This is a genomic window from Acidithiobacillus sp. 'AMD consortium' (assembly GCF_008926505.1).
Classification (GTDB): Bacteria; Pseudomonadota; Gammaproteobacteria; order Acidithiobacillales; family Acidithiobacillaceae; genus Acidithiobacillus; species Acidithiobacillus ferridurans.
In genome coordinates this window covers 2,723,201-2,744,878 of record NZ_CP044411.1, presented here as the reverse complement: position 1 = coordinate 2,744,878, position 21,678 = coordinate 2,723,201, and the positions used below count along the sequence as shown (strand labels likewise).

Below are 21,678 nucleotides of genomic sequence, written 5' to 3'. Positions count from 1 at the left end.
GAAGGAAGGCGGGGGGCCTGTGACACTGCGTGTAGACTATCCTATTCTCAATCGGCTCGGCCTGCATGCGCGACCATCGGCTAAATTCGTCAGCCTCTCGGCACGTTGTCCCTGTGCGGTCTGGCTGGAGCGGGATGGCCAGAGAGTCAATGGTAAGAGCATCATGGGGCTGATGACCCTCGCCGCGGCACAGGGGACCATTCTGACCTTGGAAACCGATGGTGAGGGAGAACAGGCCTGTGCCGATGCCCTGCTTGCCCTCGCGGCGGATCGTTTTGGTGAAGAATCATGAGCTTTGAACTGGCGGGGGTTGCTGCCTCCGGAGGCATCGCCATCGGTACGGCGCTGGTGCTCGAGCCCACCACTCTCGATATTCCCGAGCACCTGTTACCGCCTGAGGCCATAGAGCCGGAAGTATTGCGCCTTCGCGCCGCCCTGAGCAGCGCCCGGGATGAGTTGTTGGCAGTGCGCGACGCCATCCCGGGTGACGCCCCGCAGGACACCCGCCTTTTTATCGACGCGCATCTTCTGATGCTGGACGATCCCGCCCTGCGCGAACGACCCCTGCGCTCCATCCGTGATGAACATCGCAACGCCGCCTGGGCCATTCAATTGGAGCGAGAGCGGTTGCTGGAGATTTTCGACCGCATGGAAGATCCTTATCTGCGTGCCAAGCGGGAGGATATCATTCAGGTAACCAACCGGGTTTTACGCTATCTGATCGGCGTAAAGACCCCCATCCTGCAGAGCGCCGAAGGGCGGATCATCATCGCGGAAGATCTGACACCCGCCGATACGGTGTTGATGAAGAAAGACAAGGTGCTTGCCTGGGTAACCGACTTCGGTGCAGCAAACTCCCATTCCGCCATCCTTGCCCGCAGTCTTGGCCTGCCGGCCGTGGTGGGTATGCACTCGGCGACGCGCCTGCTGCGCAGTGGCGACATGGTGATCGTCGACGGCGATCAGGGGATCCTGCTGGTCGCGCCGGACGCCCTGATTTTGCGACAGTATCAGGCATTGCAGGAACAGCGGCAGCGGCGCCGGCGGCTGCTGGAGGAGCAGCGCGATCTGCCCGCCATAACCGCAGACGGGGTGCTCATCCATCTGCGCGCCAATATCGAGCTACCGGATGATACGAATATGGTGCGGCGCATCAATGCGGATGGTGTGGGCCTTTACCGCAGCGAGTTTCTCTTCATGAATCGTCCGGACATTCCGGATGAGGAGGAGCAGTTCCTTGCCTTTGCCCGGGTAGTCGAACAGATGGAGGGTGCGCCGGTGACCATCCGCTCTCTCGACATCGGTGCCGACAAGGGGCTGCGTAGTGATGATGCAGGAGTCCATACCGCGCTCAATCCGGCTCTCGGCTTGCGCGGACTGCGGTTTTGTCTGCGGCGCCCGGAATGGTTCCGCCCGCATCTGCGCGCCATTCTTCGCGCCTCGGCGCTGGGACCGGTGCGGCTCATGCTGCCCATGCTCAGCAGCATGGGACAATTGCTGCAGACCCGGGCGCTGGTCAGCGAGTTGCAGGCCGAATTGCGCACCGAAGGGCACGCCTGTGATGAGGAGATGCCGCTGGGTATCATGGTGGAAGTGCCGGCTGTGGCGATGGCCGCGCACTATTTTGCCGGGCAGGCCGACTTTTTTTCCATCGGCACCAATGATCTGATTCAGTACGCGTTGGCAGTGGATCGCGGCGATGACGACGTCAACGATCTTTTCGACCCGCTGCATGCGGGGGTGCTGGCGATGATTCAGTACACCATTGCCGCCGGGCACGCCCGGGGTATCCCCGTAGCGATGTGTGGTGAAATGGCGGCAAACCCTGCCTTTACGGTGTTGCTGCTGGGTTTGGGCTTGCGTGAATTCAGCATGTATCCCGGTGCCATTCCCGAGGTCAAAGAGGTGATCCGGCAGACGACCATCGCGGATGCCGAAGCCCTGGCCGCACGCGCGCTTTCCGGGGAATGGCCGGTGTCGATGGGGGGCCAGACATAGCCAGGCCGACCTTGCACCGGAGGATGGCGGCGGTCTTCATTCTGCTGATGCTCGTCGTCCTGGGTGGGGTGTTTTTCTGGTTCGCGGGTGGTCCGCGCTACGCTGTCGAGGAGTTTTTGGCGGGGCGCCTGCAGCAGCCGGTGTCTCTTGCCGCCAATCCTGGATGGCATTGGGGAAAGCGGGAATTGCGGATCGTGTTGTCGGGCCTGCGCCTTGGCCCGTCGGATCTCCCCCTGTTCAGCGCAGGCCGGATCACCGTTGCGTTGCCCTGGCGTGCCCTTCTGCACGGGCGGGTGCAGTTGCGGCGGATCGAGTTGGATACACCCGTATTGGACGCGCCTTGGAACGGCGCCGCCAACGCGAGCGGTGCCGCGCTCTCCCTGCCGGGCAGGGTGGTGGTGCGCGATGGCACACTACGCTGGTCCGGTGTGGCGGGACATACACTGTCTTTGACCGCCGTGCATGGCCAGGTACTGGCAGACGGGCCCAGCCGGTTGGTTGGTGACTGGCACTGGCGGGATAAAACGGGACGCTGGCACTTTGCGGCGGGGATGACGTCCGCACCGACGTTGCAGGCGCGCCGCATTGCTTTGCGGGTGGGTACAGCCCGTGATCCAACGCTGTTACAGGTGGGCATTCCGGCACTCCAAAGCGTCTCCGGCGAGTTGGTCCTGCCGACGATGCGCGCCCGCTGGCAGGAGCGGAAGCAAGGTGGTGCGCGGCTGGATGTGCAGGCGTTGCATCTGAATATGGCGCAAGGCCGGATCGCGGTGCAGCAAGGCGCACTGACCGTGGGGAATGACTTGGCGCTTCAGGTCCGCGCGGTGGCCCTCAACTGGAAAAAGTTGCAGGGCCACCTGGCCTATCAGGTGGCTATCCGGCACTTGCCCCGGATAGCCGCGCGCTGCGGGCTGTCCCTGCCGAAGCTGACGGATCCCGGCGCCTTGCAGCGATTGACGTCGACCGGCGCCATCCGGCTGGATAACCCCCACTTTCAGTGGACCGTCGCCCAGGGTGATCTGGACAACAGCGCCTGGACCGGCAAAATATCCGGGACCTGGAAACCGCTGGCGATTCAGCTCAACCTGAGCGTGGCGCAACTCGATCTGGGACATTACCTGCCTGCTCCCCGGCCGGGCAAGGCAGCGGTCTTGCCGGCGTTGCCGCAACAGTGGCCGGTAACCGGCGAAGTCCGCATCGCCCAACTGCGCTGGGGAAAGCTCAAGGCCCAAAATCTGGTCATCCACAGCGCCGCCTCGGCGGTGCGGCCATGATTCCTATCGCGGAACCCTTGCTGGCTTGGTACACCCGCCACGGACGCCATGATCTGCCATGGCGGCAGACCCGCGATCCCTATCGTCTCTGGCTCGCAGAAATCATGCTCCAGCAAACCCGGGTGGAGAGCGTCAAACCCTATTACACCCGCTTTCTGCAGGCCTTGCCTGACTGGCGGGCATTGGCTGCGGCGCCCCAGGATCAGGTGCTCGCGCTATGGAGCGGGCTGGGATATTACACCCGTGCCCGCAACGCCCAGCGCGCCGCACAAGTGGTGATGGCCGGCTTTGCCGGCCACTTTCCCGACACCCTGGAAAAGGCCGTCACCCTGCCGGGGGTGGGGCGTAGCACCGCAGCGGCGGTGCTGGCCAGCGCCTTTGGGCACCGACAGGCGATCCTCGACGCCAATGCCCGGCGCGTGCTCATCCGTAGCCATGCCATAGCTGCGGATCCGAAGGCCACTGCGACTCAGCAGTGGCTCTGGACACTGGCCAGCGCCCTTACTCCTGAGGATGCCCATGGCTACAATCAGGCCATTCAGGACCTCGGCGCCATGATCTGCACCCCCCGCCAGCCGCGCTGCACGGATTGCCCTTTGGCCAGCCGTTGCAAGGCCCATGCCGAAGGACGCAGTCACGCCCTGCCCGTGACGGTTCACAGGCCTCCAAAACCACAGCGCCGCGCCTTTTTTCTCTTGGCCGCAGATCCGGAAGGACGGATATTGCTGGAAAAACGGCCGGATTCGGGTATCTGGGGCGGGCTCTGGTGCCTACCGCAGGCGGCGCCCGACAGCGGCGAACTTTCCAACCTTTGCAACGATACCCTTCCTCCGCTGGAAGATACCCCCGCCATACGACAATTTTTGCAGGAGGCATGGTCGCGCCGTTTGCGGCTGGATCTCCGGTTGACGGCGCTGGGGGAAGAACAGCAACATGTTTTTACCCACTTCCAGTTACGTTTTCGCTGTGCGCATGCGCGCGTTTTGGGTAGCGCCGTTGCGGATTCGGCCGCCACTCTGCGCTGGTATCGCCCCGCAGACGCCCTGGCGCAAGGTTTGCCCACGCCCATTCGGCGGATTCTACGAAATCTCGGCGGAGGTCGCTGATATCCGAATTTCCGGATCCGCCACCCGCCCGGAAGGTAACAGACGAATGATTTCACCCCCCAAACACTCTACCCCCATAGCGGTGATCTGGGCAGAATGCGCCCTGGAATAGGTATCCGCACTGGACTGCGTGCGCCAGATGAAGCCATCGGTGAGACTTTCGGGGGTGCCCATTTGCCGGTACACAGACGGCATGATGGGGACATGATCGCCGTACCAGGCAAATATCCCTTCGCGCGGTTCACGGCCCAAGGTATCCCGGATCATCCCGGCCATATGGTCGGCGTTCATCAGATGGCGCATGTAGACCGTGAGATCCCGGCACGAATCGGGGATGCCCGTGGCGTAGAACAAGTCCGCATCACCTTCACGGGGCGACTCCAGATGCAAGGGGCCGTGATTCTCCATGGTTATGCAAAAGATAAATAGTGGTTTTTCAACTACAGATGAAATGATATCCCGGACTTTATTGGCGATGGCGATATCGCCTGTATATTGGCCATCCTTCTCGCCAGGTGAAAACTCACGAATATCGATAAATCGGCTGAATCCGATCTGTGGATAGATATTGTGGCGGTTATAGAAGCTTGCGGGGTATGGATGAATGCAGATGGTTTCATAACCTAAATTTTGCAGATGGCTTGCCAGGGACGTAAAGCCGCGTAGGGCGAGTTTTCGGTAAGGGTTAAAGCGGTGAACGCCAATATCGGATTCGGCCAATCCCGACAGAAAACCAAACTCCGTACGCACGGTGTTGGCGCCCCATGCGGGCACCTGCACCTTCCCTGCCCAAATGGCCTCCCGCTCGATCTGCGTGAATTCTGGGAAAAGGTTCTGGCGGACCTGATCATAAAAACGATCGGCACGGAAGAACGATTCACTCTGCACAACAACGATGTTGGGTAGCGTGGGCGGATCGATGGCTGGTACCGGGAGACCTGCGAACGGGGTGGCGATATGACAGGGGCCGTGCTCTTCCCTGGCATAGAACCAGATGCTGCCATAGAAGCCAAGCGCATTCATGTCCACTATCGGGTCATAGCTCAGCTCCTGCTTTCTCCGACCTCCCCCCCAAATAAATATTGCCGCAAGCAGGAAAATTGCGCCCACATACTCCCCGAAATCCATCCAGCCCAAGCTTTCTGGCAGGGGGCGCTCAAAGGTAAAACCAACATAAAGCGCAAGGACAAAGGCCAGGATTGCGGCGATGCCCCGGGTAAGGCCCAGAAAGGGCAGGTATAAACGCGGGTGCCGGATGGCATCGGTAAAGTAGTCGAAGTCCTGATAGGTAAAGGGTTCACGCAACGATTCGTATTTGGCGTTGTTGACCATAACCACCAGAAAAAGCAAGGCCGTGGTAATCGTCAGCGCGAACCATGGCCTTTCCACTATGGCCAGGATGAGTCCATAGAGCGCCAAATAAATGCCCCCTTGCAGCACATGGGTAAAAAATGGACGCCGCCAAAAAACCCGTATGCGAGGCCGGAGGATCCACTCCAGGGCATAGGACAGTATGTAGCCAAGGAGCAGGGGCAAAGCAAGCCATAAAAGCTGCCGCTCATCCATGATAGCCCATCCCTCGGACGATGCGTTGAGAGATCGCTTCCGGGAGCACGGCGAGCCACCACGTGCCAAAGTTCAGGGGAAAAGGAAAGCTGATGCGCCCCCGATTGGCGGCCAACTGCCGCTTGATGAGACGCGCGGCGCGTTCCGGCGTCCACAAAAAGGGTTTCGGCCCCGGCATGGCACGACACATGGCGGAATCCACGTAGCCGGGCATGATGACATTCACGGCCACTCCCTGCGGGGCGAGCCAGCCCCGTAGTGCCTCTCCATAGGCCTTGATAGCCGCCTTCGATGCACAATAACTGGGCGTGACCGGCAACCCAAAGTAACCCGCCAAAGAACTCAACAAGGCAATCTGCCCCCGTCCCCTCTGGCGCATGGCCGGCAGTGCGGCATCCACCAACACCATCGTGGCGCGCAGGTTGATGTCCATGAGTGCCGCGCTGTCCTCCCAGCGCTCGCCATCTCCGTTGCGACCAATATTGGTATTCATGCCGGCATTGGAGATGACCACATCCAGCGGATCCGTCATGCCGCTATCGGACACCCAGTCCCTCAGGATGCCGCTATCGCGAATGTCAAAGGAACATTGCGTGACTCGGGCGCCACGGTCCCGGCACTGGCTCGCAACGGCTTCTAGTTTTTGCGTATTCCGGCCGTGCAAATGAAGGGTTATACCATGCGTGGCGTAGGCCAGGGCGAGGGCGGAGCCGATGGCGCTGGTTGCGCCGGTGATAAGGATGCTTTGGGGATGTCGATGCGGCATAAAAGTTCCTCTAGCGGGGACTGAACAAGTTCCAGGCGATCTACTGCAGTATCCAGAGCCAGGTCCATTCCGGCACGGCAATAAAATCCGCCATTGATTTGTGTGGTATGGATGAGCACGCGCTTGAAAGCACTCCACAACTCTGGATCTGGCGCGTCAGGGGCATTCCAGAACAGATCCAAGGGCATTTCACTCGTCAGACCCGGCAGATGATAAACGGGGTCGGCCAGCGCCAATACGGGCTTTCCTAAATTGAGGGCCCAGGTACCCACCGTGCTATTGATGGTGACGACCCCCTCGCTGTGCTCCAGCAGCAGTAGCAGATCACCGTAATCGTAATAGTGCACGCGATGGGCGATACCCAGCTTGGCGGCGAGTTCCGCAACGAATGTCTCATAGGCCTGCATGCCGGGATCGAGGGGGTGATTTTTTACCACCAAATGCAGATCCCGATCCCCATGGGAGGCAAAAGAGGTCAATGTCGTGGTGATAAACTCATACATATCGCAAAAGCTGGAATGACAGGTAATTTGGCTGTCGCTATAGAGCTGGAGCGGTAACAGGAAATAGGGTTTGCCTTGCCGAACGAAGTCATAAGTCGCAACCAGGTCCTTCTTCAATCGTTTTTTGATGCGCGGGAAGCGTCGGATATACCAGTAATATTCACGTATGGGATGCACCGGCGCGTGGTGCCGATAACCCCGAAAAGCAATGGGATTGAGGAGGTCTCCCGCGTGATAAAAAACATCATGCATCGCGCGCAGTCGAAAGTTACCGGGGAATTCCCTTCCCTCCGCGCCCATGGACGCCTGCGCCACCGCCTGGCGGTACCAGTGGGGATCTTTGGGAAGCTGGGAGTGCTTGTTGACCCCGCCCCGCTCCATGGTGATCCAGTAGGGGCGTAGATAGCCCTCCTCGAAGACATGGACGGTGATGCCGCGTTCCTGCGCAAGGGCGAGGGCGGTTTGATGGATAGGTCGGCGGTCGCCGAAGAGAACGATATCGGTAATGTGGTGATCCTCGAGATACCGGTTCAGAAAAGGCCCCAATCGATCCACTTCGCCGCGAAACGCTACTGCTGGTCGAGGCCACCAATAGGCCACATCTCCCGTGCAGAAGTTGATCCGGAACACGTTCCGGCCACGGGCGCGCAAGCGATCGGAGAGTAGCGCGAAAAAGGGGCTGGCAACGCCTTGCAGAAAGAGAAAATTTTTCATCTCACCCCTACGACATGGCGCAGGACCATCCGAAACCCTTTTCGCCACAAGGTGGTGCGGTGGTCACGGGCGCGTCTCCGCAGCGCACCCAACCCTGCGATAGCCTCCTCGGGTTTGCACAGGGTTTTGGTCAGGGGATGCAGGTAGCGTGGATATAATATCAGCACGGCGGCCACCAGTTCATCCAGGGATCGTCGGCGGCTACGCCGCGCCACGGAAATGCGGTCATCGGTCAACCCCCAACCACTGTAGAAAGGCACCCCATGGCAAGTCACCGGCTTGGCACGCAAAAGGGCTTCGAAGCCCGTGGAAGAGGTCAGCACATGCACGGCATCCACTGCCTCCAGCAACGCATGCATAGATACATCCGTCACCACTTCGTCGCAATAACCGGGTGCCTCCTCCTCATCCGCGCCTGGGCGGCGCAAGCGCGCCACCACGTCGGGGTGGGGTTTGTACACCAGGTAACTGTCGGGATGCTGCGCGCGCACCTGCCGCAGGAGTTGCATGTTGGTGCGAATGGAAGCACAGCCCAGAAGGATGGACGCGTCGCTCTCCACCTGCCCCGGTACCAGGATGACATGGCGCGCATGCGGCGGTCGACGCCAAGTGACACCCCCAACATTATATTTGGTGAGACCCTGGGTCACGATGTGCTTGCGAAGCCACTGCGCCCGCGCCAAAAGATCCGAATCCATTTCGAAATGTTGCAGCAGAATCTCCAGATCCGAGGGGCGACGGGGGTCGTAATAGAGCCCGGAATGGTCAAAGACATAGGAAACCGGAGGAATCAGGTCTGCCCCCAATCCCACCGAGCGGAGAAACCCGTCCTCTACCCGGACGACCTTGCGCTCTTCCTGCCCCCCTATATCGCTATTGCCCCAGAGCAAGAGACTGCTGTGTGGAGGAGCGCTGTCGACGTGTTCTATGAAGTGGAGCCGGGTTCCCGGTAAAAAGGCCCGCAGGCTCCGCCTTTTCCAAGGCGAGAACCCTACCGCATACAGTATCGACGGCATTTCTGGGCCTTGCGGGTTATTCATGCGCTGCTCCTGCATGGGCTATCAGAGCCATTTCAAAAAAGCGGCGGTCCTCTCCTCCGGCAACCGGGTCAGGCACGCAGGTCTTCGGCCAGAACCGCCATCGTCTCATCAATATCTTCCAGCGTATGCTCGGAACTCAGAAAAAAGCGCAGGCGGGCCTGCCGTTCCGGGACGGCTGGATACAGGATGGGCTGCACATGAATACCCCGCTCCAGCAACCAGTTGGAAAGGCGCACCGCACGCAGGGAGCTGCCGGTTATGACTGGTACAATGGCGTTGCCGGTGCTGGCGCCTGTTTGCAGGCCGACGTCGCGTGCCTTCTCCAAAAAATACCGGCCTCGCTGCTGCAAGGTGCTCACCCTTTGCGGTTCCGCTTGGAGCACCTGCAAGGCTGCCAAGGCGGCCGCCGCCACGGGTGGCGCCATACCGACGCTATACAAAAATCCAGGGGCCAGATAACGCAGGTTTTCGACGAGGGCGGATGCCCCCGCAATATAGCCGCCACAGGCCGCCAGCGCCTTGCTGAGGGTGCCCATCCAGATATCGACGTCCTTCGGATCCAGGTGAAAGTGCTCACGGATCCCCATCCCGTGGCGGCCCAACACGCCGAAGGAATGTGCCTCGTCGACCATCAGCAAGGCCCGATGCCGATTCTTGATCTCGATAAAGCGGGGCAGGTCGGGGTAATCCCCATCCATGCTGTAGATACCCTCGACAACGACCAGGACGCGTTCAGCCTGACGCCGCTGTTGCGTCAGGATCTGCTCCAAGGCCTCCAGATCGTTATGGGGAAAGCCCAGGCGCTTGGCACCCGACAGGCTGATGCCCTGGATGATGCTGTTATGGGCATATTCATCATGAAGAACGAGATCGTTCGGCCCAAAGAGATAACCGATGCTGGTGACGTTGGTGGCATGCCCGCTCACCATCACAATGGCGTCGTCTACGCCGTAGGCCTGGGCAATGGCCCGCTCCAACTGCGTATGCAAGGGCCGCTCTCCAGAGACGATGCGGCTCGCGGAAACGGAAGTTCCATAATGGTCGATGGCCTCTTTAGCCGCGGCGTTGACCACCGGATGCCCAGACAGACCCAGGTAATTGTAGCTGGCGTAATTGACCACGGTTTTTTCCGCTATCCGGCTGTGGGCCGAAGCGGTGCCCTCATGCATCTTGAAAAACGGGTTTTCTACACCGAAGCGCGCAGCGCCTTCCTGCAACAGGCGCACTTGCTGGTAGCCCGGGTGCAGATCCCAGCGGTAAAACCGTTCCGGAATACCGCTCTCCACGACGGAACGTACCGGCGTTTGCTCCAACTGTGTCAGGCGCCTCTCCAACGTTTTCTGGATCAGCCGATCCTTGATCTGTGCCGTCAACCCCTTGGCCCCCTGACCCATCTCAGCGCCCCTCCGCATTCATGACCCATCCATCCAGGGTTGGCGCCTGGGCCTCGACGCCGTGCAGGCCCGCCAGTCGGCGCAGCTCTTCCTCGTCTATCGCCGCAACCTGCGGATATTCACCTGGACCTTGTTTCTTGCGCAACTCCTGAAGCACGCGATCGGCGAGTTTGGCCGGCGTTGGTCCTTCGGCGAGCAGCAGAGAGGGAAGCTTGACGCCCAGACGCTGTTCCAGAGCCAAGGCCAGTTCCACGCCCATAAGGGAGTCCAGACCGATTTGGGACAGGCTCTGGGTGGCTTCGATCTTTTCCATCGGCAGGCGTAAAATCTCCGCGACTTCCCGACGGAGGAGATCGGTGATGGCGGAGACCGCCTCGTCATTCGGCAGAGAGAGCAGGTATCCGCACAGATCCTCGTCGGTGGAATCCGTCGACTCGCCATGGCCCATGGCCAGATTCCACGGGGAGAACCTGGGGGACTGCGCGATGGGCAGAAAACGGCGAATCGCCCGCCAATCCCAATCCACCACCGCATCGCCGCTCACGTCCCTGGCCAGGATCTCTTCAAGCCAATCCAGTGCCGCCTGCGACGACATGGGGGCGCTGCCCAGACGTTGCTGCAGGGCCTCCTTGGTCTTCTTGTTGCGCGCCAAAAACCCCACATCGCCAATGGCGCCCCATAATATGGCGGTGGCCGGCAAACCCTGGGCGCGTCGCTGCTGCGCCAGGGCTTCCATCCAGGTGTTCGCGGCCACGTAATGGGCCTGCCCCGGATTCCCCAGAATCGTCGTCACCGAAGAATAGAGCACGAAAAAATCCAGGGATAGGGTTTGGGTGAGGTGGTGCAGATGGAGCGCGCCTTGTACCTTGGGGGCCAGGACCCGTTGGATTTGTTCTTCGCTGAGGTTCTGCGCCAGCGCATCGTCGATGACTGCCGCGGCATGGATGACCCCCCGCAATGGACCCAATTCCAGCGCGATACGCGCAAAAAGATCCGCCAACTGGGTGCGATCGGTGACATCGCAGCGCAACGCCAGGATCTCCACGCCCCATGAGCGCATCAGGACCATCGCCTCCCGGGCATGCCCATCCATCCGGCCGGACCGCGAGATCAGCACGAGCTTGCGGGCACCGCGCTCCGCCAGGCGTCGCGCCGTTTCCAGACCAAAACCGGAAAGCCCCCCGGTCACCAGATAGACCCCATCCGCGGCAAGCTGCAGCGGTTCCCCACGCAGGCGGATGTTATTCACCACAGGGAGCGGGGGCTCCTCCATGGTCACCACGATCTTGCCTATCTGGCGTGCCTGCTGCATATAACGGAAGGCCGAGACGACCGAGCGGGCCGGAAAGCAGGTATAGGGCAGCGGAAAAAAATCCCCAGCGGCAAAGCGCCCCATGACCTGGCCAAACATTTCCTGGGTCAGCGTGGGGCGTAGCTGCATCAACTGATCCGCGTCGATCCCGAAGTAACTGAGGTTATTGCGGAAAGGGCGCAAAGCCATGGGCGTGTTTTCGTAGAAGTCGCGTTTGCCCAGCTCCAGAAATCGCCCGAAGGGACGCAATATCTGCAGATTGCGGCGAATGGCCTCACCAGAGAGACTATTGAGCACCACGTCTACCCCTTCCTGGTTCGTGTCTCGCCAGATCTCCTCGGCAAAGTCGTAAGACCGGGAATGGTACAGATGGGGCACCCCCAAGAGGCGTAGAAAATCCCGTTTCTCAGGCGAGCCCACCGTGGCGTATACCTCGGCGCCCCGCCACTGGGCCATCTGAATGGCGGCGATACCCACACCACCCGCGCCGCCATGGATCAAGACCCGCTCCCCCGGCTGCAAGCGAGCCAGTTCCATCAAGGCATACCAGGCGGTGAGAAAGGCCGTCGGCATCGTGGCCGCAGCCTCCACACCCAGATGCTCCGGCCGCCGCGTGACCGCATAGCCCTTGGTGACTACATGGGTGGCGAAGCTGGCGGGAGCAAAGCCCAGCACTTCATCGCCCGGCGCTACATGGTAGACTCCGCTTCCCACCCGACTGACCGTCCCGGCGAATTCCAGTCCCAGGCCCGGCCCCGAAAAGCCGTTTTCCAAGGCTTCATCCGACAGCATTCCCAAGGCGTACATCACGTCCCGAAAATTCAAGCCCGTGGCGCTGACCAGCACCTCCACGTCGTCTTCCGCCAGGTCCGGAGGGTTAAAACGTGCCCAGTGAAGATTGCGTAACTGCCCCGGCGCGGCAAAACGCAGTTGCCGTGGCGCCCTGGCCGTGATCTCCAGGGCCGGTTTCTCCCGCACTCGCGGTACGTACCTGCCCCCATGTCCGTCCAGAACGATTTCCGTCTCGCTATCGGGACGGACGCACTCCCGCACGAGATGTTCCAGCAATGGAGGGGTGGGCTCGCTCTCGGTCAGATCCAGCACGCGCAGGGCAAGCTCCGGCAGCTCGTTTTGCAGTGTCCGCGCAAAGCCGGTGAGGCCCGCTCCATGGAGGGGTTGCGCCATCCCGTCCGTCATGGCGGGCGGCAGGGAGGAGGGATACAGCGCCGATAGGCCATGGCGGGTGAGCACCCACACCGAGGGTGGCTCCTCCTGGCCCAAGGCCCACTGGCTGAGGGCGCGCAGACTCTGGCATTGCTCCCCCAGCAAGCGGCTCATGGACATCTCGTCGGCGGCCGGAAAGAGTCCGGGGAAATACAGGACACCCTCCCAGGCATCCACCTCTTCCCTGGACAGGACGCGCAGGGAATTCTCCAGTTCCTGCACGTTCGCCGCCTCCAGAGTGATCGTTTTGAAGCCTTGCTGCGCAAATTCCAATTCCAGCGCCGCCGTCCAGGGGGACTGGTGGTCATCGCCACACGCCTTTTCCCCCACCAATAGCCACCGGCCCTTGGCGCCCGGCTCGGGCTGGGCAGTCGGAAGGGCGTCCTCACTTTTTCTGGCGAGAAGCAGGTAGGGACCCGTGCGCAGCACATTATCCGGACCCAATAATCGAGCGTCCACGAAGCCCATTTGCGGCAAATCCGCCTGCAGTTGGGCTGCAGTCAGAGACTGTCCGGCGTCGGCATCCCGACACTCCGCCAGGGCCGTCATCCAGGGCTCAGGATGCACGCCCAGCAAAAACAGCAGCCCCTGAGGCGCAAGGCAGTCCCGGGCCATATGGATCATTTGCGCGGCGCTATCCGCATCCATCCCGTCCACCTGCACCCAGGCGAAATGCACGGTGGGCCGTGGGTCTGGCGCGGGTAAGGTACCTGCCGCGGGAATGGTCAGGGATTGCCATTGGGCTTCGCGGGCCGTCTCCGCCTGGGACTCCAGAATCTCTGCTCCGGGACTCGCGTAGTACAGGTCGCAGCAATTTTCCCGGGAAAGGGCCTCCGCCGCCTGCACTATCCAGTCAGGTCCATGGGCGTTGATCTCCATGATCCCCAAGCGGGAGGATGGGGCTAGTTGGGCGCATCGTTCCTGCGCAAAACGGGTGACCGCCGCGTGGATGGGGTCATTGACGGTTTGCAGGATAGTCCTGACCAAAAGGTCCGGATCCAGGCGCGGCGCAGCCGCGCGATCATGGTCCCCATAGTCCGCAGAAGAGGCGGCAAGTGCCAAGCCCGCGCTCCCCACCTGTAGGGTGAGGGCGGAAAACTCCGGATAGTCCCGAATCAAGGTCATCCAAATCTGCCCGGCGGAAATAGGCTCTTCGTCCGCAAAGGCAGGCATGGTCTCTGCTACGGCCTCGCCCCCGCTCTCGCTCAGAAATGCCTGGAGCAGCGCGTCCAGAAGGGGTGCATATTCGTCCCGATAGCGGTCCAAGGCATGCTGAACGTCTCCCCTCCCCAGAGCCGCCTGCAATGCCTCCGCCAGCGCCGCGACAGGCAGGGGGGTGGCCCCTTGCAGCGCTTCCCGGCGCGGCATGGCCACGAGTTCCGTGGCGATGAGTCTCAACGGCTCGTCCGGAGTACGCAGCAACTTCACCTGCCGCATGCGCACCCCTTCGCACAGCGCGACCACCGTCCCTGCGGCATCCATCAGGGTAAATTCCGCCAGGATGGAATGGGGCGAACGGCGGAGCAATCGCGCGCCGGCCCAGGCGACTTGGGTCAGCGGTTGCCGTAGCGTGATCCTGCCCATGCGAATGGGAACGAACGCCACCCCCGGGTGGTCGACGATATTATCGTGCAAGAGATCGATAAAGAGCTGAAAAGCGCCGTCCAGGAGCGCCGGATGCAGGTGAAAGCCGAGCTCAGAGGTCGCGATGCCCGAGGGCAAGGCCATCGCCGCCCACACCGCATCACCACGGACCCAGCCTTGGGTCACCGTCCGGAAGTTCGGCCCGTAGAGAAGTCCAACGGATTCCGCGACGCGATAGTGTTGTTCTCCATCAAAGTCCGGCGCGCCTTCGGGCCTCTCCAAGGCAGGCCGACGCAGGCGCAGATCCTTCCGCTCCGCAACGATGCGGGCCTTGGCGTGCAGCGTCCAGTCCTGGGCGAGGCGGTCGCGGGAGAGGGCCTGAACCTCGCCACTGGCCGCATCCAGCGTCACCCGCAGGACCTTGCCACTTTCCTCGTTCAGCGATAGGGGCGCCCATATCTCCAGATCTTCCAGCACCAGGAGCGCGCTTTCATCGCCCTGCTGACGGGCCGCCGCAAGAAACAGCTCCACATAACCCGCGCCAGGGAAAATCACACCCTCCCCAACCCGATGATCGGCCAGAAAAGGCAAACGGGCCGTATCGATGTCCTGCTCCCACTCATGCTCATGCTGGGGCACGGGATGCCCCAGGAGGGGATGCACCGGGTATCGATATAGCGTCCCGGCAGACTCTTCGGTAACCGGGTGCCAGTAGCGTTCCCGCTCCCATGGATAATGAGGCAAGTCCACAAAAGGACCAGGCTTCGGGTAAAAACGGGACCATGCTACCGGAACCCCGGTAACGAATACCTGTTGGACAGCCGCCAAAATTCGTTGCGGATGATCATCACCGCGCTGCAGCGTGGCGATGATGCGCCCCTCCCGTTCGCCCTGGGTCAAGCCATCCTGTAGATAACCGCGCAGGACTGGATGCCCTCCCAGTTCTACAAAGACATTGAAGCCATCGGCCAGTATCTGTTCGGTGGCCTGTTGAAAACGGACGGGGTCGCGGATGTTGGCCCACCAATAGTCCGCAGCGAGGGCTTCCCCCGGCAGGCTAGCGCCACTGACCGAAGAGTAGAAGGGAATATTGGCCTCGCCCGGTCGCAATCCGCACAAAGCGGCGAAAAGTTCTTCCCGGACATCTTCCATCACGGGACTATGAAAGGGATACTCGACGTCCAGACGCTTACATGCCGTCCCTTGCGCGCGCAGGCGGGCCTCCATCTCGCTCAAGGCCACCGTGGGACCGACGACGGTAGCCCCGCGCGGGCTGTTCCAAGCCGCAATGTCCAATACTTCCGCCAGATCCCATTCCCGTAGCAGCTTCCGCGCCGCGTCGGCCGCCAACGCCACCGCCGTCATCTGCCCCCGCCCCCGGCTCTGCTCCTGCAAACGGCTGCGATGGAAGATCACCTGAACCGCATCCTCCAGGTCCAAGGCGCCACAGGCCCAAGCTGCCGCCACTTCTCCCACGCTATGACCAGTTACCGCCACCGGCCGCACCTCCCAAGAGCGCAGCATTTGGGTGATGCCGACCTGCAGGGCAAAAAGGGCCGGCTGGGCATGACCGGTCAGGGCATAGCGATCCTCGCCCAAAGACCCCGCCAACTCATCGACGAGACGATACCCCGCCAGAGGGAAGAAAAAGGCATCGATCTCTTCGATGGCTTGTCGGAATATCGGCTCGGACAGCAACGAACAACCCATGCCGAACCATTGACAGCCGTTTCCGGAGTACGCAAAAACCGGGCCCCGGGGATCTGCCAGGGCGGTGTCCATGACGACTCCCACACTTTTGTCGTCATGCGCGGCAAAGGCAGCCAGGCGGTCCACAAGGTCATCGTGGCCCTCGTGCCAAAAAATCGCCCGGTGACGCAGCCAGTCCCGGCGAAAATTGGCCTGATACAGCGTGGCGTACCAGGACGTCTCCGGTTGCGCCGCCAAAACCCGGGCCAGATCCCCCGCCACCTGCTGGAGTGCCACAGGGGTCGCTGCCGTCAGTACCAAGGGCAGCGGGCATTCGGGCGCAGGAGTGACTTCTTCCGCCTGTACCGGCTCGGCGCTTTCGAGGATCACATGGGCATTGGCGCCGCCAAAACCGAACGAATTCACGCCGATCACCAGCCGGCCCTCCCCTTTCAGGGCGAGGTTCTCCGTCACCACCTCCAGGCGGTTTTCCGTCAATTCCAGTCGTGGGTTGAGACGTTCCACGCCGATGGTGGCGGGCACCTGGCGTTTCTGCAGGCAGTGAATGGCCTTGATCAGACTGGGTACCCCGGAAGCAGTCTCCAAGTGGCCCAGGTTGCTCTTTACCGAACCGATGGGCAGTGGGTAGCGGGGGTGGCGATGGCGGCCCAACGCCCGTCCAATCGCCGCCACCTCGATGGGATCGCCCACCGTGGTTCCCGTCCCATGGGCCTCCACGTAGTCGATAGCCTCAGGGTGGATACCCGTCGCGGCATAGGCCTCTTCCAAAAGTTGGGCCTGGGCCTCGACGTTGGGAATCGTCAGCCCACCCTTGTGTCCATCGGTGTTGATGGCGGTATGGGCCACCACCGCCAGGATCCGGTCGCCATCGCGCAAGGCCTGATCATAGCCCTTGAGCACGAAGACCCCGCCGCCTTCCGCACGCGCATAGCCATCGGCCGCAGCGTCAAAGGGTCGGCAGCGGCCGCTCGCCGAGAGCATGGACGCCCTGGAAAAAATCAGAAAGCCATAAGGATGCAGATGCAGGCTGATGGCCCCGCTCAGCGCCAACTCGCTCTCACCGCGCAGCAGCGACTGGCAGGCCTGATGAAAGGCTACCAGCGCCGACGAGCAGGCCGTATCCACCACCAGACTTGGCCCCCGCAGATCATAAAAGTAAGACAACCGGTTGGCGGCGATACTCGCCGTCGAACCCGTAGCCGAGTTGGACCCGATAGCCGCCAGATCATCGGCCATCCTATACGCGTAGTCGGTACTCGCCACACCCATAAAGACGCCGCAACGACTCCCGCGCAAAGAGGAAGGCGCGATTCCGGCATGGGCAAAGGCTTCCCAACTCATCTCCAGCAACAGGCGCTGCTGCGGATCCATGGCCGCCGCCTCGCGCGGCGAAATGCGAAAAAACCCCGCATCGAAGCCCGCCACATCCCCCAGCGAACCCGCCGCGAACGTCACCGAAGTTCCCGGATGGCTCCGCTGCGGATGCTCCAGATTCGCCGTGGCCCAACGGTCCTCGGCCACCTGCGTCACCAGATCCCGCCCCGCCAGCAAGTCTTCCCAGAAAGTGGCGTCAGACGTTTGCGGCAAGCGTGAGGCATAGCCGATGACGGCAATTTTTTGGTTTTTCATAGGCGGTTCACGAAGTTTTCAAATTCAGAGAGATGGCCAGTCCATCCATTGGGTACACAATCTGCATGACTCAGCCCCGGGAACTTCATCCATTCAACCAGTTTATCAAGAATACAGGAAACCGCTGGTCAAGTCAGCGCCACGCCCGCGGCGCCCACCCGACAATCGCCGCAAATAGGCAGGAGTGCGTGATTTGCACATAACGGCCTAATAGACGCGGATTATGATGTCTATCCCTGTTTCACTCCCCGCAAAAACGCTTCCCACTGGGGCAGGATGCGTTCGGGCAGGTAGCGGGCGCTTTGGGCGGCGCCACTGGCGCGGAGTTGGCTTTGCAGGGCGTTGGCGTCGGGGCTGTAGATGATCTGACGCAGGGTTTCTACCAGGCTGGCGGTGTCGTAAGGGTCGAAGTACCGGGCCGCTTCGCCATAGACCTCGCGATGTACCGGAATGTCGGAGGCGGCCACCACACCACCGCAGCGCATGGCCTCCGCACCGGAGAAATCAAAGCCTTCGCCCACGCTGGGACAGACGGTCACCACCGCCTGCCGGTAGAGCAGGCGCAGGGCGTCGGCGGGGATACCATAAAGCAGGAAGAGGTTACCCTGCTCGATCCACGGCAGGAAGCCCTCCAACGCGGTCTGGTAATCCCAGCCGATATGCCCCACCAGAATCAGCTTCAGCTCCGGATCCAGCATGCCGCGCAAGGTTTCCCATGCGGCCAGCAGACGGGCGTGGTTTTTGCGCGGCTCGATGGTGGAGACCATGAGCACGAAGCGCGTCCCCGGCCCCAGGGCGCGGGCATAAAAGGCGGTTTTTTCCTCTTCGTTATGGAAGACGCGGGCCAGCGGATAGATTCTGCTCTTACCCGTCACCGTACCCCCCACCTTCCCCTCATACTCGCCATGCAAATGACGGCGGACGATGTCGGGAATCCGTTCGGGCTCAGGCTCTGCGGGATAATAGTGGGCGGGCAGCATATTGTGGATGGTGTGGGCCCGCGCCTCCGCCTCGGGGAAGAGACTCAGCAGATCGCGCCGTGTGGCATCGGACACGCAAACGAAGTGCCCGCCGGAGCGCACGTTGGCGGCCATGGCCTGAAAGTGACTGCTTTGATGAAAGGCGCGGTCGGAGATGGTATGGGGCATGAGCACCGGGATGGCATCGTGGTAGTGCACCACCAACGCCGTGCCCGCGCTCACCCGTCCGGGAAAAGGCGTCTGCGCCACAAAAACATCCAGCCCCCGCGTATCCAGCACTGGATAGCGGGAACGGGACAAGACCTGCGCCCGCTCAATACCCACCAGATGCATACGCCGCCACGGATAGGCACAAACCCGATAATCGCTTTGCAATACCTGTTCACGGTCAGCAGCGGGCAGGCTCCGGCCATAAAGCTCCTGCCAGACAAAATCGCGGAAATGCCGGGTCTCAAAGTGCCCTAAGGGAATCCTCCCCAGCCCGGTCCAGGCACCCCAGCGCAAGCGCCAGGTCTGCCAGAAGTGATCGAGCCACTCGGCGACATCGCCTTTCCAGTCCAGCGCGCTGCGGCCCTTGAGGGATACCACCACCCGCGCAAAGCGATGCACCCGCTCCGCCTCGGAGAGTGACACGCTGCCATACACCCCGCCGCGCACGCTGCGTTTGGACATCTGCAGCAGGCCGGATAGTTCCAAATCCGGCAAGGTGGAAAGCACCCCATAAAGCAGGCGGGTTTCCTGCGGGATACCATAAAAGCCATCCAGGGCAGGGCGCATTTCCATGAGCACACGGAGAGCATTGTTGGCGTTATGCATAGTGGGGAAGTTTACCAGCCCCTTCGGTGACCGTCACGAGCTTCTATTTTTTTGGGGGCGCCTGCCGCCCTTTTGCGCGGAGGCTTTCGTTCGCGCGAGAACTCCTTCCTTAAGTCCGCCTCGTGGCGCGTTGCCCAGGTTGCCAGCATGAGGCCATGTTCCCGGCAGGTATTGCCACAGTCGCGCAAAAGGATAAGCCGCCAATGTACCCAACAATGGATTCATGGGATTTTCCATCATTGGTTTTGATTCTGGGGCATGGACGGCGTTTATGCCAAGTCCTCGAACGGTTTCAGGTCAGATACTTCTGCCAGAACTGTGCTACACCCGCACTATCGTTGATAGTATATGGCACAAAACCGATTTTACGGTACGTTTCCTGGGCAGGAAGATTACCCTCCAACACTTCCAGAGTCAGTTTACAGAATCCCATCTCACGTGCTTGGCTCTCAATAAAGGCAAAGAGTTTATGGGCAACTCCCTGTCTGCGAAAGCCCGGTTTGACGTAAACGTCGTGAATATTCCCCAGTGGCGCGCTGTTAAAAGTGGAAAACCCTTCAATACAAACAGCAATGCCAATCATTTCTTGCTTATTTGCGGCAAAATAAACACGAATCCACGGGCGACGCATGAGGTCCTCTACCAGCTTTTCATGGACCTCCTGGCGGAGGGGCTTCCTTTGGCCCATGTTATCTCTTGCATACAGATCGAGGAGTTCGCAAATGGCTAGACAATGATCTGCGTTTTGGTAATCCGCTTGGTAGACTTCAATCATGGACGATTCCTTGTGTTGGATGCTTCCACCATCTTGGCTAAACCCTGCAGTGCTGCCGCTTTTGGGTTGGCTACCTTATGAGCATTCTGAGCGGAGGCGAGGTTGCTGTGGCTAAGCCCAGCGAAATGATGGCTGGGGCCAACCAGACCGTCCATGTTCATTTCGATCATGGACATGCTTCGTCAGGTCGCCTTGGTGGCGATACCAATTTGTGTCACCCCAGCTTTTTGACAGGTATCCATGACATGCACGAATTGCTGGAATGGAACCACTTTATCTGCGGCGATAGTGACCTGCGTATGTTCTACATCACCGTCAGCACTGAGGAAACCCTGTAACTGATCCAGGGTCATTTGTTTGCCTTTAACAATGACCTTACCCGATTTTTCGATATTGATGACAAAATGTGGATGAGGCAGTTCCTTGGCTGTGCTGGAGGTCGGTAATTGCAGCTTGAGGCCTTTATCAGTGATCATTTGCAAGGTGATCATGATAAAAAAGACAAGTAAAAACAACATCACGTCAATCATTGGAATGATTTCGACCCGACCCTTTTTGCTGTTTCTTCGACGCGGAATCATGATGCGCTCCTGAGTATCTTTGAAATGAAAATCAAATGTTGTTGGGTGCCCCGTCCAGACGATTGATCAGCAGCAACTTAATCGATTCAAGCTGTTGTATGGTTTTATCAATCGCGTTGTTAAATGCATTGAAAGTAATCAGGCCAACCATAGCAATAAACAAACCGGACGCGGTAGCGATGAGGGCATCCGCCACACCACCGGTAACCTGAGTAGGTGCATGCCCTGGGGCCGCCAAAATGGAAAACGCATGGAACATACCGAGGATCGTTCCGAACAGGCCTAAAAGAGGCGCCAAAGTCACTGTCGTATCAAGAATCCACAGACGCTTATCCAGGAAAGGCGTTGTCAGGAAAATAGCTTCGTCAAGACGATTATCAAAGGCCTCTCCACGAGCACTACCATAATGGTGAACCAGATCCATGTGGCGATAAGCCGCAGTGATAATTTGCTCTTCAGGCTGACCTCTGGCCTCCTGCATCAATTCTTCCAGTTTTTCAGTGGTCAGTTTGCTGACCTCTGAGAGCTGATGAATGATGGTCTTGCCTTTGCGTAAGGCCGAGCGCATGAACCAGGCTCGATCAAAAATAACTGCCAGTTCGGTGAGAAATAGGAGGGCTAACACATAAAGCACCCCATCCGAGTAGTTGGCGAGATGAATGATATATTGGAATGACATAATTTTATTCCTCTTAATGGCGATATT

General features: G+C 60.3%; 15 protein-coding genes. 4 read left to right on the top strand and 11 right to left on the bottom strand.

The window, feature by feature from the left end:
- Nucleotides 1–19: 19 nt before the first annotated feature.
- The 4 genes from F6A13_RS14265 to mutY are packed head-to-tail and all read left to right on the top strand — an operon-like array spanning nucleotide 20 to nucleotide 4,378.
- Complete coding sequence (locus tag F6A13_RS14265) at nucleotides 20–292, top strand: HPr family phosphocarrier protein (RefSeq protein WP_113527482.1); 273 nt, start codon at nucleotides 20–22, stop codon at nucleotides 290–292.
- A complete protein-coding gene (ptsP, locus tag F6A13_RS14260) occupies nucleotides 289–1,998 on the top strand; it encodes a phosphoenolpyruvate--protein phosphotransferase (RefSeq protein WP_113527483.1) in 1,710 nt (569 codons plus the stop codon). The genes F6A13_RS14265 and ptsP overlap by 4 nt, the downstream gene beginning before the upstream one ends.
- Nucleotides 1,999–2,021: 23 nt before the next feature.
- Nucleotides 2,022–3,272, top strand: a complete 1,251-nt coding sequence (locus tag F6A13_RS14255) for a hypothetical protein (RefSeq protein ID WP_126604497.1) — start codon at nucleotides 2,022–2,024, stop codon at nucleotides 3,270–3,272.
- The gene (gene mutY, locus F6A13_RS14250) at nucleotides 3,269–4,378 is read left to right on the top strand and encodes an A/G-specific adenine glycosylase (protein WP_126604496.1); all 1,110 of its coding nucleotides are present in this window, start codon (nucleotides 3,269–3,271) and stop codon (nucleotides 4,376–4,378) included. The genes F6A13_RS14255 and mutY overlap by 4 nt, the downstream gene beginning before the upstream one ends.
- Here the strand turns inward: mutY and F6A13_RS14245 are convergent.
- The 11 genes from F6A13_RS14245 to F6A13_RS14195 all read right to left on the bottom strand — a co-directional run bounded on the left by F6A13_RS14245 (nucleotide 4,352) and on the right by F6A13_RS14195 (nucleotide 21,651).
- Nucleotides 4,352–5,944, bottom strand: a complete 1,593-nt coding sequence (locus F6A13_RS14245) for an LTA synthase family protein (RefSeq protein ID WP_126604495.1) — start codon at nucleotides 5,942–5,944, stop codon at nucleotides 4,352–4,354. The two genes, mutY and F6A13_RS14245, sit on opposite strands and share 27 nt — an antisense overlap.
- Nucleotides 5,937–6,710, bottom strand: coding sequence for an SDR family NAD(P)-dependent oxidoreductase (locus F6A13_RS14240; protein ID WP_126604494.1), 774 nt, complete (start codon nucleotides 6,708–6,710; stop codon nucleotides 5,937–5,939). The genes F6A13_RS14245 and F6A13_RS14240 overlap by 8 nt, the downstream gene beginning before the upstream one ends.
- Nucleotides 6,617–7,927 carry a capsule biosynthesis protein gene (locus F6A13_RS14235; protein ID WP_126604493.1) on the bottom strand — a complete coding sequence of 437 codons (1,311 nt, stop codon included), beginning with the start codon at nucleotides 7,925–7,927 and terminating at the stop codon, nucleotides 6,617–6,619. The genes F6A13_RS14240 and F6A13_RS14235 overlap by 94 nt, the downstream gene beginning before the upstream one ends.
- On the bottom strand, nucleotides 7,924–8,967 hold the full coding sequence (locus F6A13_RS14230; RefSeq protein ID WP_126604492.1) for a beta-3-deoxy-D-manno-oct-2-ulosonic acid transferase: 1,044 nt from the start codon (nucleotides 8,965–8,967) through the stop codon (nucleotides 7,924–7,926). Before F6A13_RS14230 ends, F6A13_RS14235 begins: the two co-directional genes overlap by 4 nt.
- 68 nt (nucleotides 8,968–9,035) lie before the next feature.
- Nucleotides 9,036–10,379, bottom strand: a complete 1,344-nt coding sequence (locus tag F6A13_RS14225; RefSeq protein ID WP_225981860.1) for an aminotransferase class I/II-fold pyridoxal phosphate-dependent enzyme — start codon at nucleotides 10,377–10,379, stop codon at nucleotides 9,036–9,038.
- Nucleotides 10,363–17,820 (bottom strand): type I polyketide synthase, encoded by a 7,458-nt coding sequence (locus F6A13_RS14220; protein WP_126604490.1) that lies wholly within the window; start codon nucleotides 17,818–17,820, stop codon nucleotides 10,363–10,365. The genes F6A13_RS14225 and F6A13_RS14220 overlap by 17 nt, the downstream gene beginning before the upstream one ends.
- Before the next feature lie 230 nt (nucleotides 17,821–18,050).
- Entirely contained in the window at nucleotides 18,051–19,616 is a 1,566-nt protein-coding gene (locus tag F6A13_RS14215; RefSeq protein WP_126604489.1) for a glycosyltransferase family 4 protein, read from the bottom strand.
- A gap of 292 nt (nucleotides 19,617–19,908) precedes the next feature.
- Nucleotides 19,909–20,391, bottom strand: coding sequence for a GNAT family N-acetyltransferase (locus F6A13_RS14210; RefSeq protein ID WP_126604488.1), 483 nt, complete (start codon nucleotides 20,389–20,391; stop codon nucleotides 19,909–19,911).
- Nucleotides 20,388–20,567 carry an N-succinylarginine dihydrolase gene (locus F6A13_RS14205; protein WP_225981859.1) on the bottom strand — a complete coding sequence of 60 codons (180 nt, stop codon included), beginning with the start codon at nucleotides 20,565–20,567 and terminating at the stop codon, nucleotides 20,388–20,390. The genes F6A13_RS14210 and F6A13_RS14205 overlap by 4 nt, the downstream gene beginning before the upstream one ends.
- Nucleotides 20,568–20,573: 6 nt before the next feature.
- Complete coding sequence (locus F6A13_RS14200; RefSeq protein ID WP_126604487.1) at nucleotides 20,574–20,972, bottom strand: ExbD/TolR family protein; 399 nt, start codon at nucleotides 20,970–20,972, stop codon at nucleotides 20,574–20,576.
- 31 nt (nucleotides 20,973–21,003) lie between these two features.
- Nucleotides 21,004–21,651, bottom strand: coding sequence for a MotA/TolQ/ExbB proton channel family protein (locus F6A13_RS14195; protein ID WP_126604486.1), 648 nt, complete (start codon nucleotides 21,649–21,651; stop codon nucleotides 21,004–21,006).
- Nucleotides 21,652–21,678: the final 27 nt, after the last annotated feature.

Bases quoted from the DNA above. Each gene is read 5' to 3' on its own strand.
- ptsP (WP_113527483.1), top strand. From the start codon at position 289: ATGAGCTTTGAACTGGCGGGGGTTGCTGCCTCCGGAGGCATCGCCATC.
- F6A13_RS14255 (WP_126604497.1), top strand. From the start codon at position 2,022: ATGGCGGCGGTCTTCATTCTGCTGATGCTCGTCGTCCTGGGTGGGGTG.
- mutY (WP_126604496.1), top strand. From the start codon at position 3,269: ATGATTCCTATCGCGGAACCCTTGCTGGCTTGGTACACCCGCCACGGA.
- F6A13_RS14245 (WP_126604495.1), bottom strand. From the start codon at position 5,944: ATGGATGAGCGGCAGCTTTTATGGCTTGCTTTGCCCCTGCTCCTTGGC.
- F6A13_RS14240 (WP_126604494.1), bottom strand. From the start codon at position 6,710: ATGCCGCATCGACATCCCCAAAGCATCCTTATCACCGGCGCAACCAGC.
- F6A13_RS14235 (WP_126604493.1), bottom strand. From the start codon at position 7,927: ATGAAAAATTTTCTCTTTCTGCAAGGCGTTGCCAGCCCCTTTTTCGCG.
- F6A13_RS14230 (WP_126604492.1), bottom strand. From the start codon at position 8,967: ATGAATAACCCGCAAGGCCCAGAAATGCCGTCGATACTGTATGCGGTA.
- F6A13_RS14225 (WP_225981860.1), bottom strand. From the start codon at position 10,379: ATGCGGAGGGGCGCTGAGATGGGTCAGGGGGCCAAGGGGTTGACGGCA.
- F6A13_RS14220 (WP_126604490.1), bottom strand. From the start codon at position 17,820: ATGAAAAACCAAAAAATTGCCGTCATCGGCTATGCCTCACGCTTGCCG.
- F6A13_RS14215 (WP_126604489.1), bottom strand. From the start codon at position 19,616: ATGCATAACGCCAACAATGCTCTCCGTGTGCTCATGGAAATGCGCCCT.
- F6A13_RS14210 (WP_126604488.1), bottom strand. From the start codon at position 20,391: ATGATTGAAGTCTACCAAGCGGATTACCAAAACGCAGATCATTGTCTA.
- F6A13_RS14205 (WP_225981859.1), bottom strand. From the start codon at position 20,567: ATGTCCATGATCGAAATGAACATGGACGGTCTGGTTGGCCCCAGCCAT.
- F6A13_RS14200 (WP_126604487.1), bottom strand. From the start codon at position 20,972: ATGATTCCGCGTCGAAGAAACAGCAAAAAGGGTCGGGTCGAAATCATT.
- F6A13_RS14195 (WP_126604486.1), bottom strand. From the start codon at position 21,651: ATGTCATTCCAATATATCATTCATCTCGCCAACTACTCGGATGGGGTG.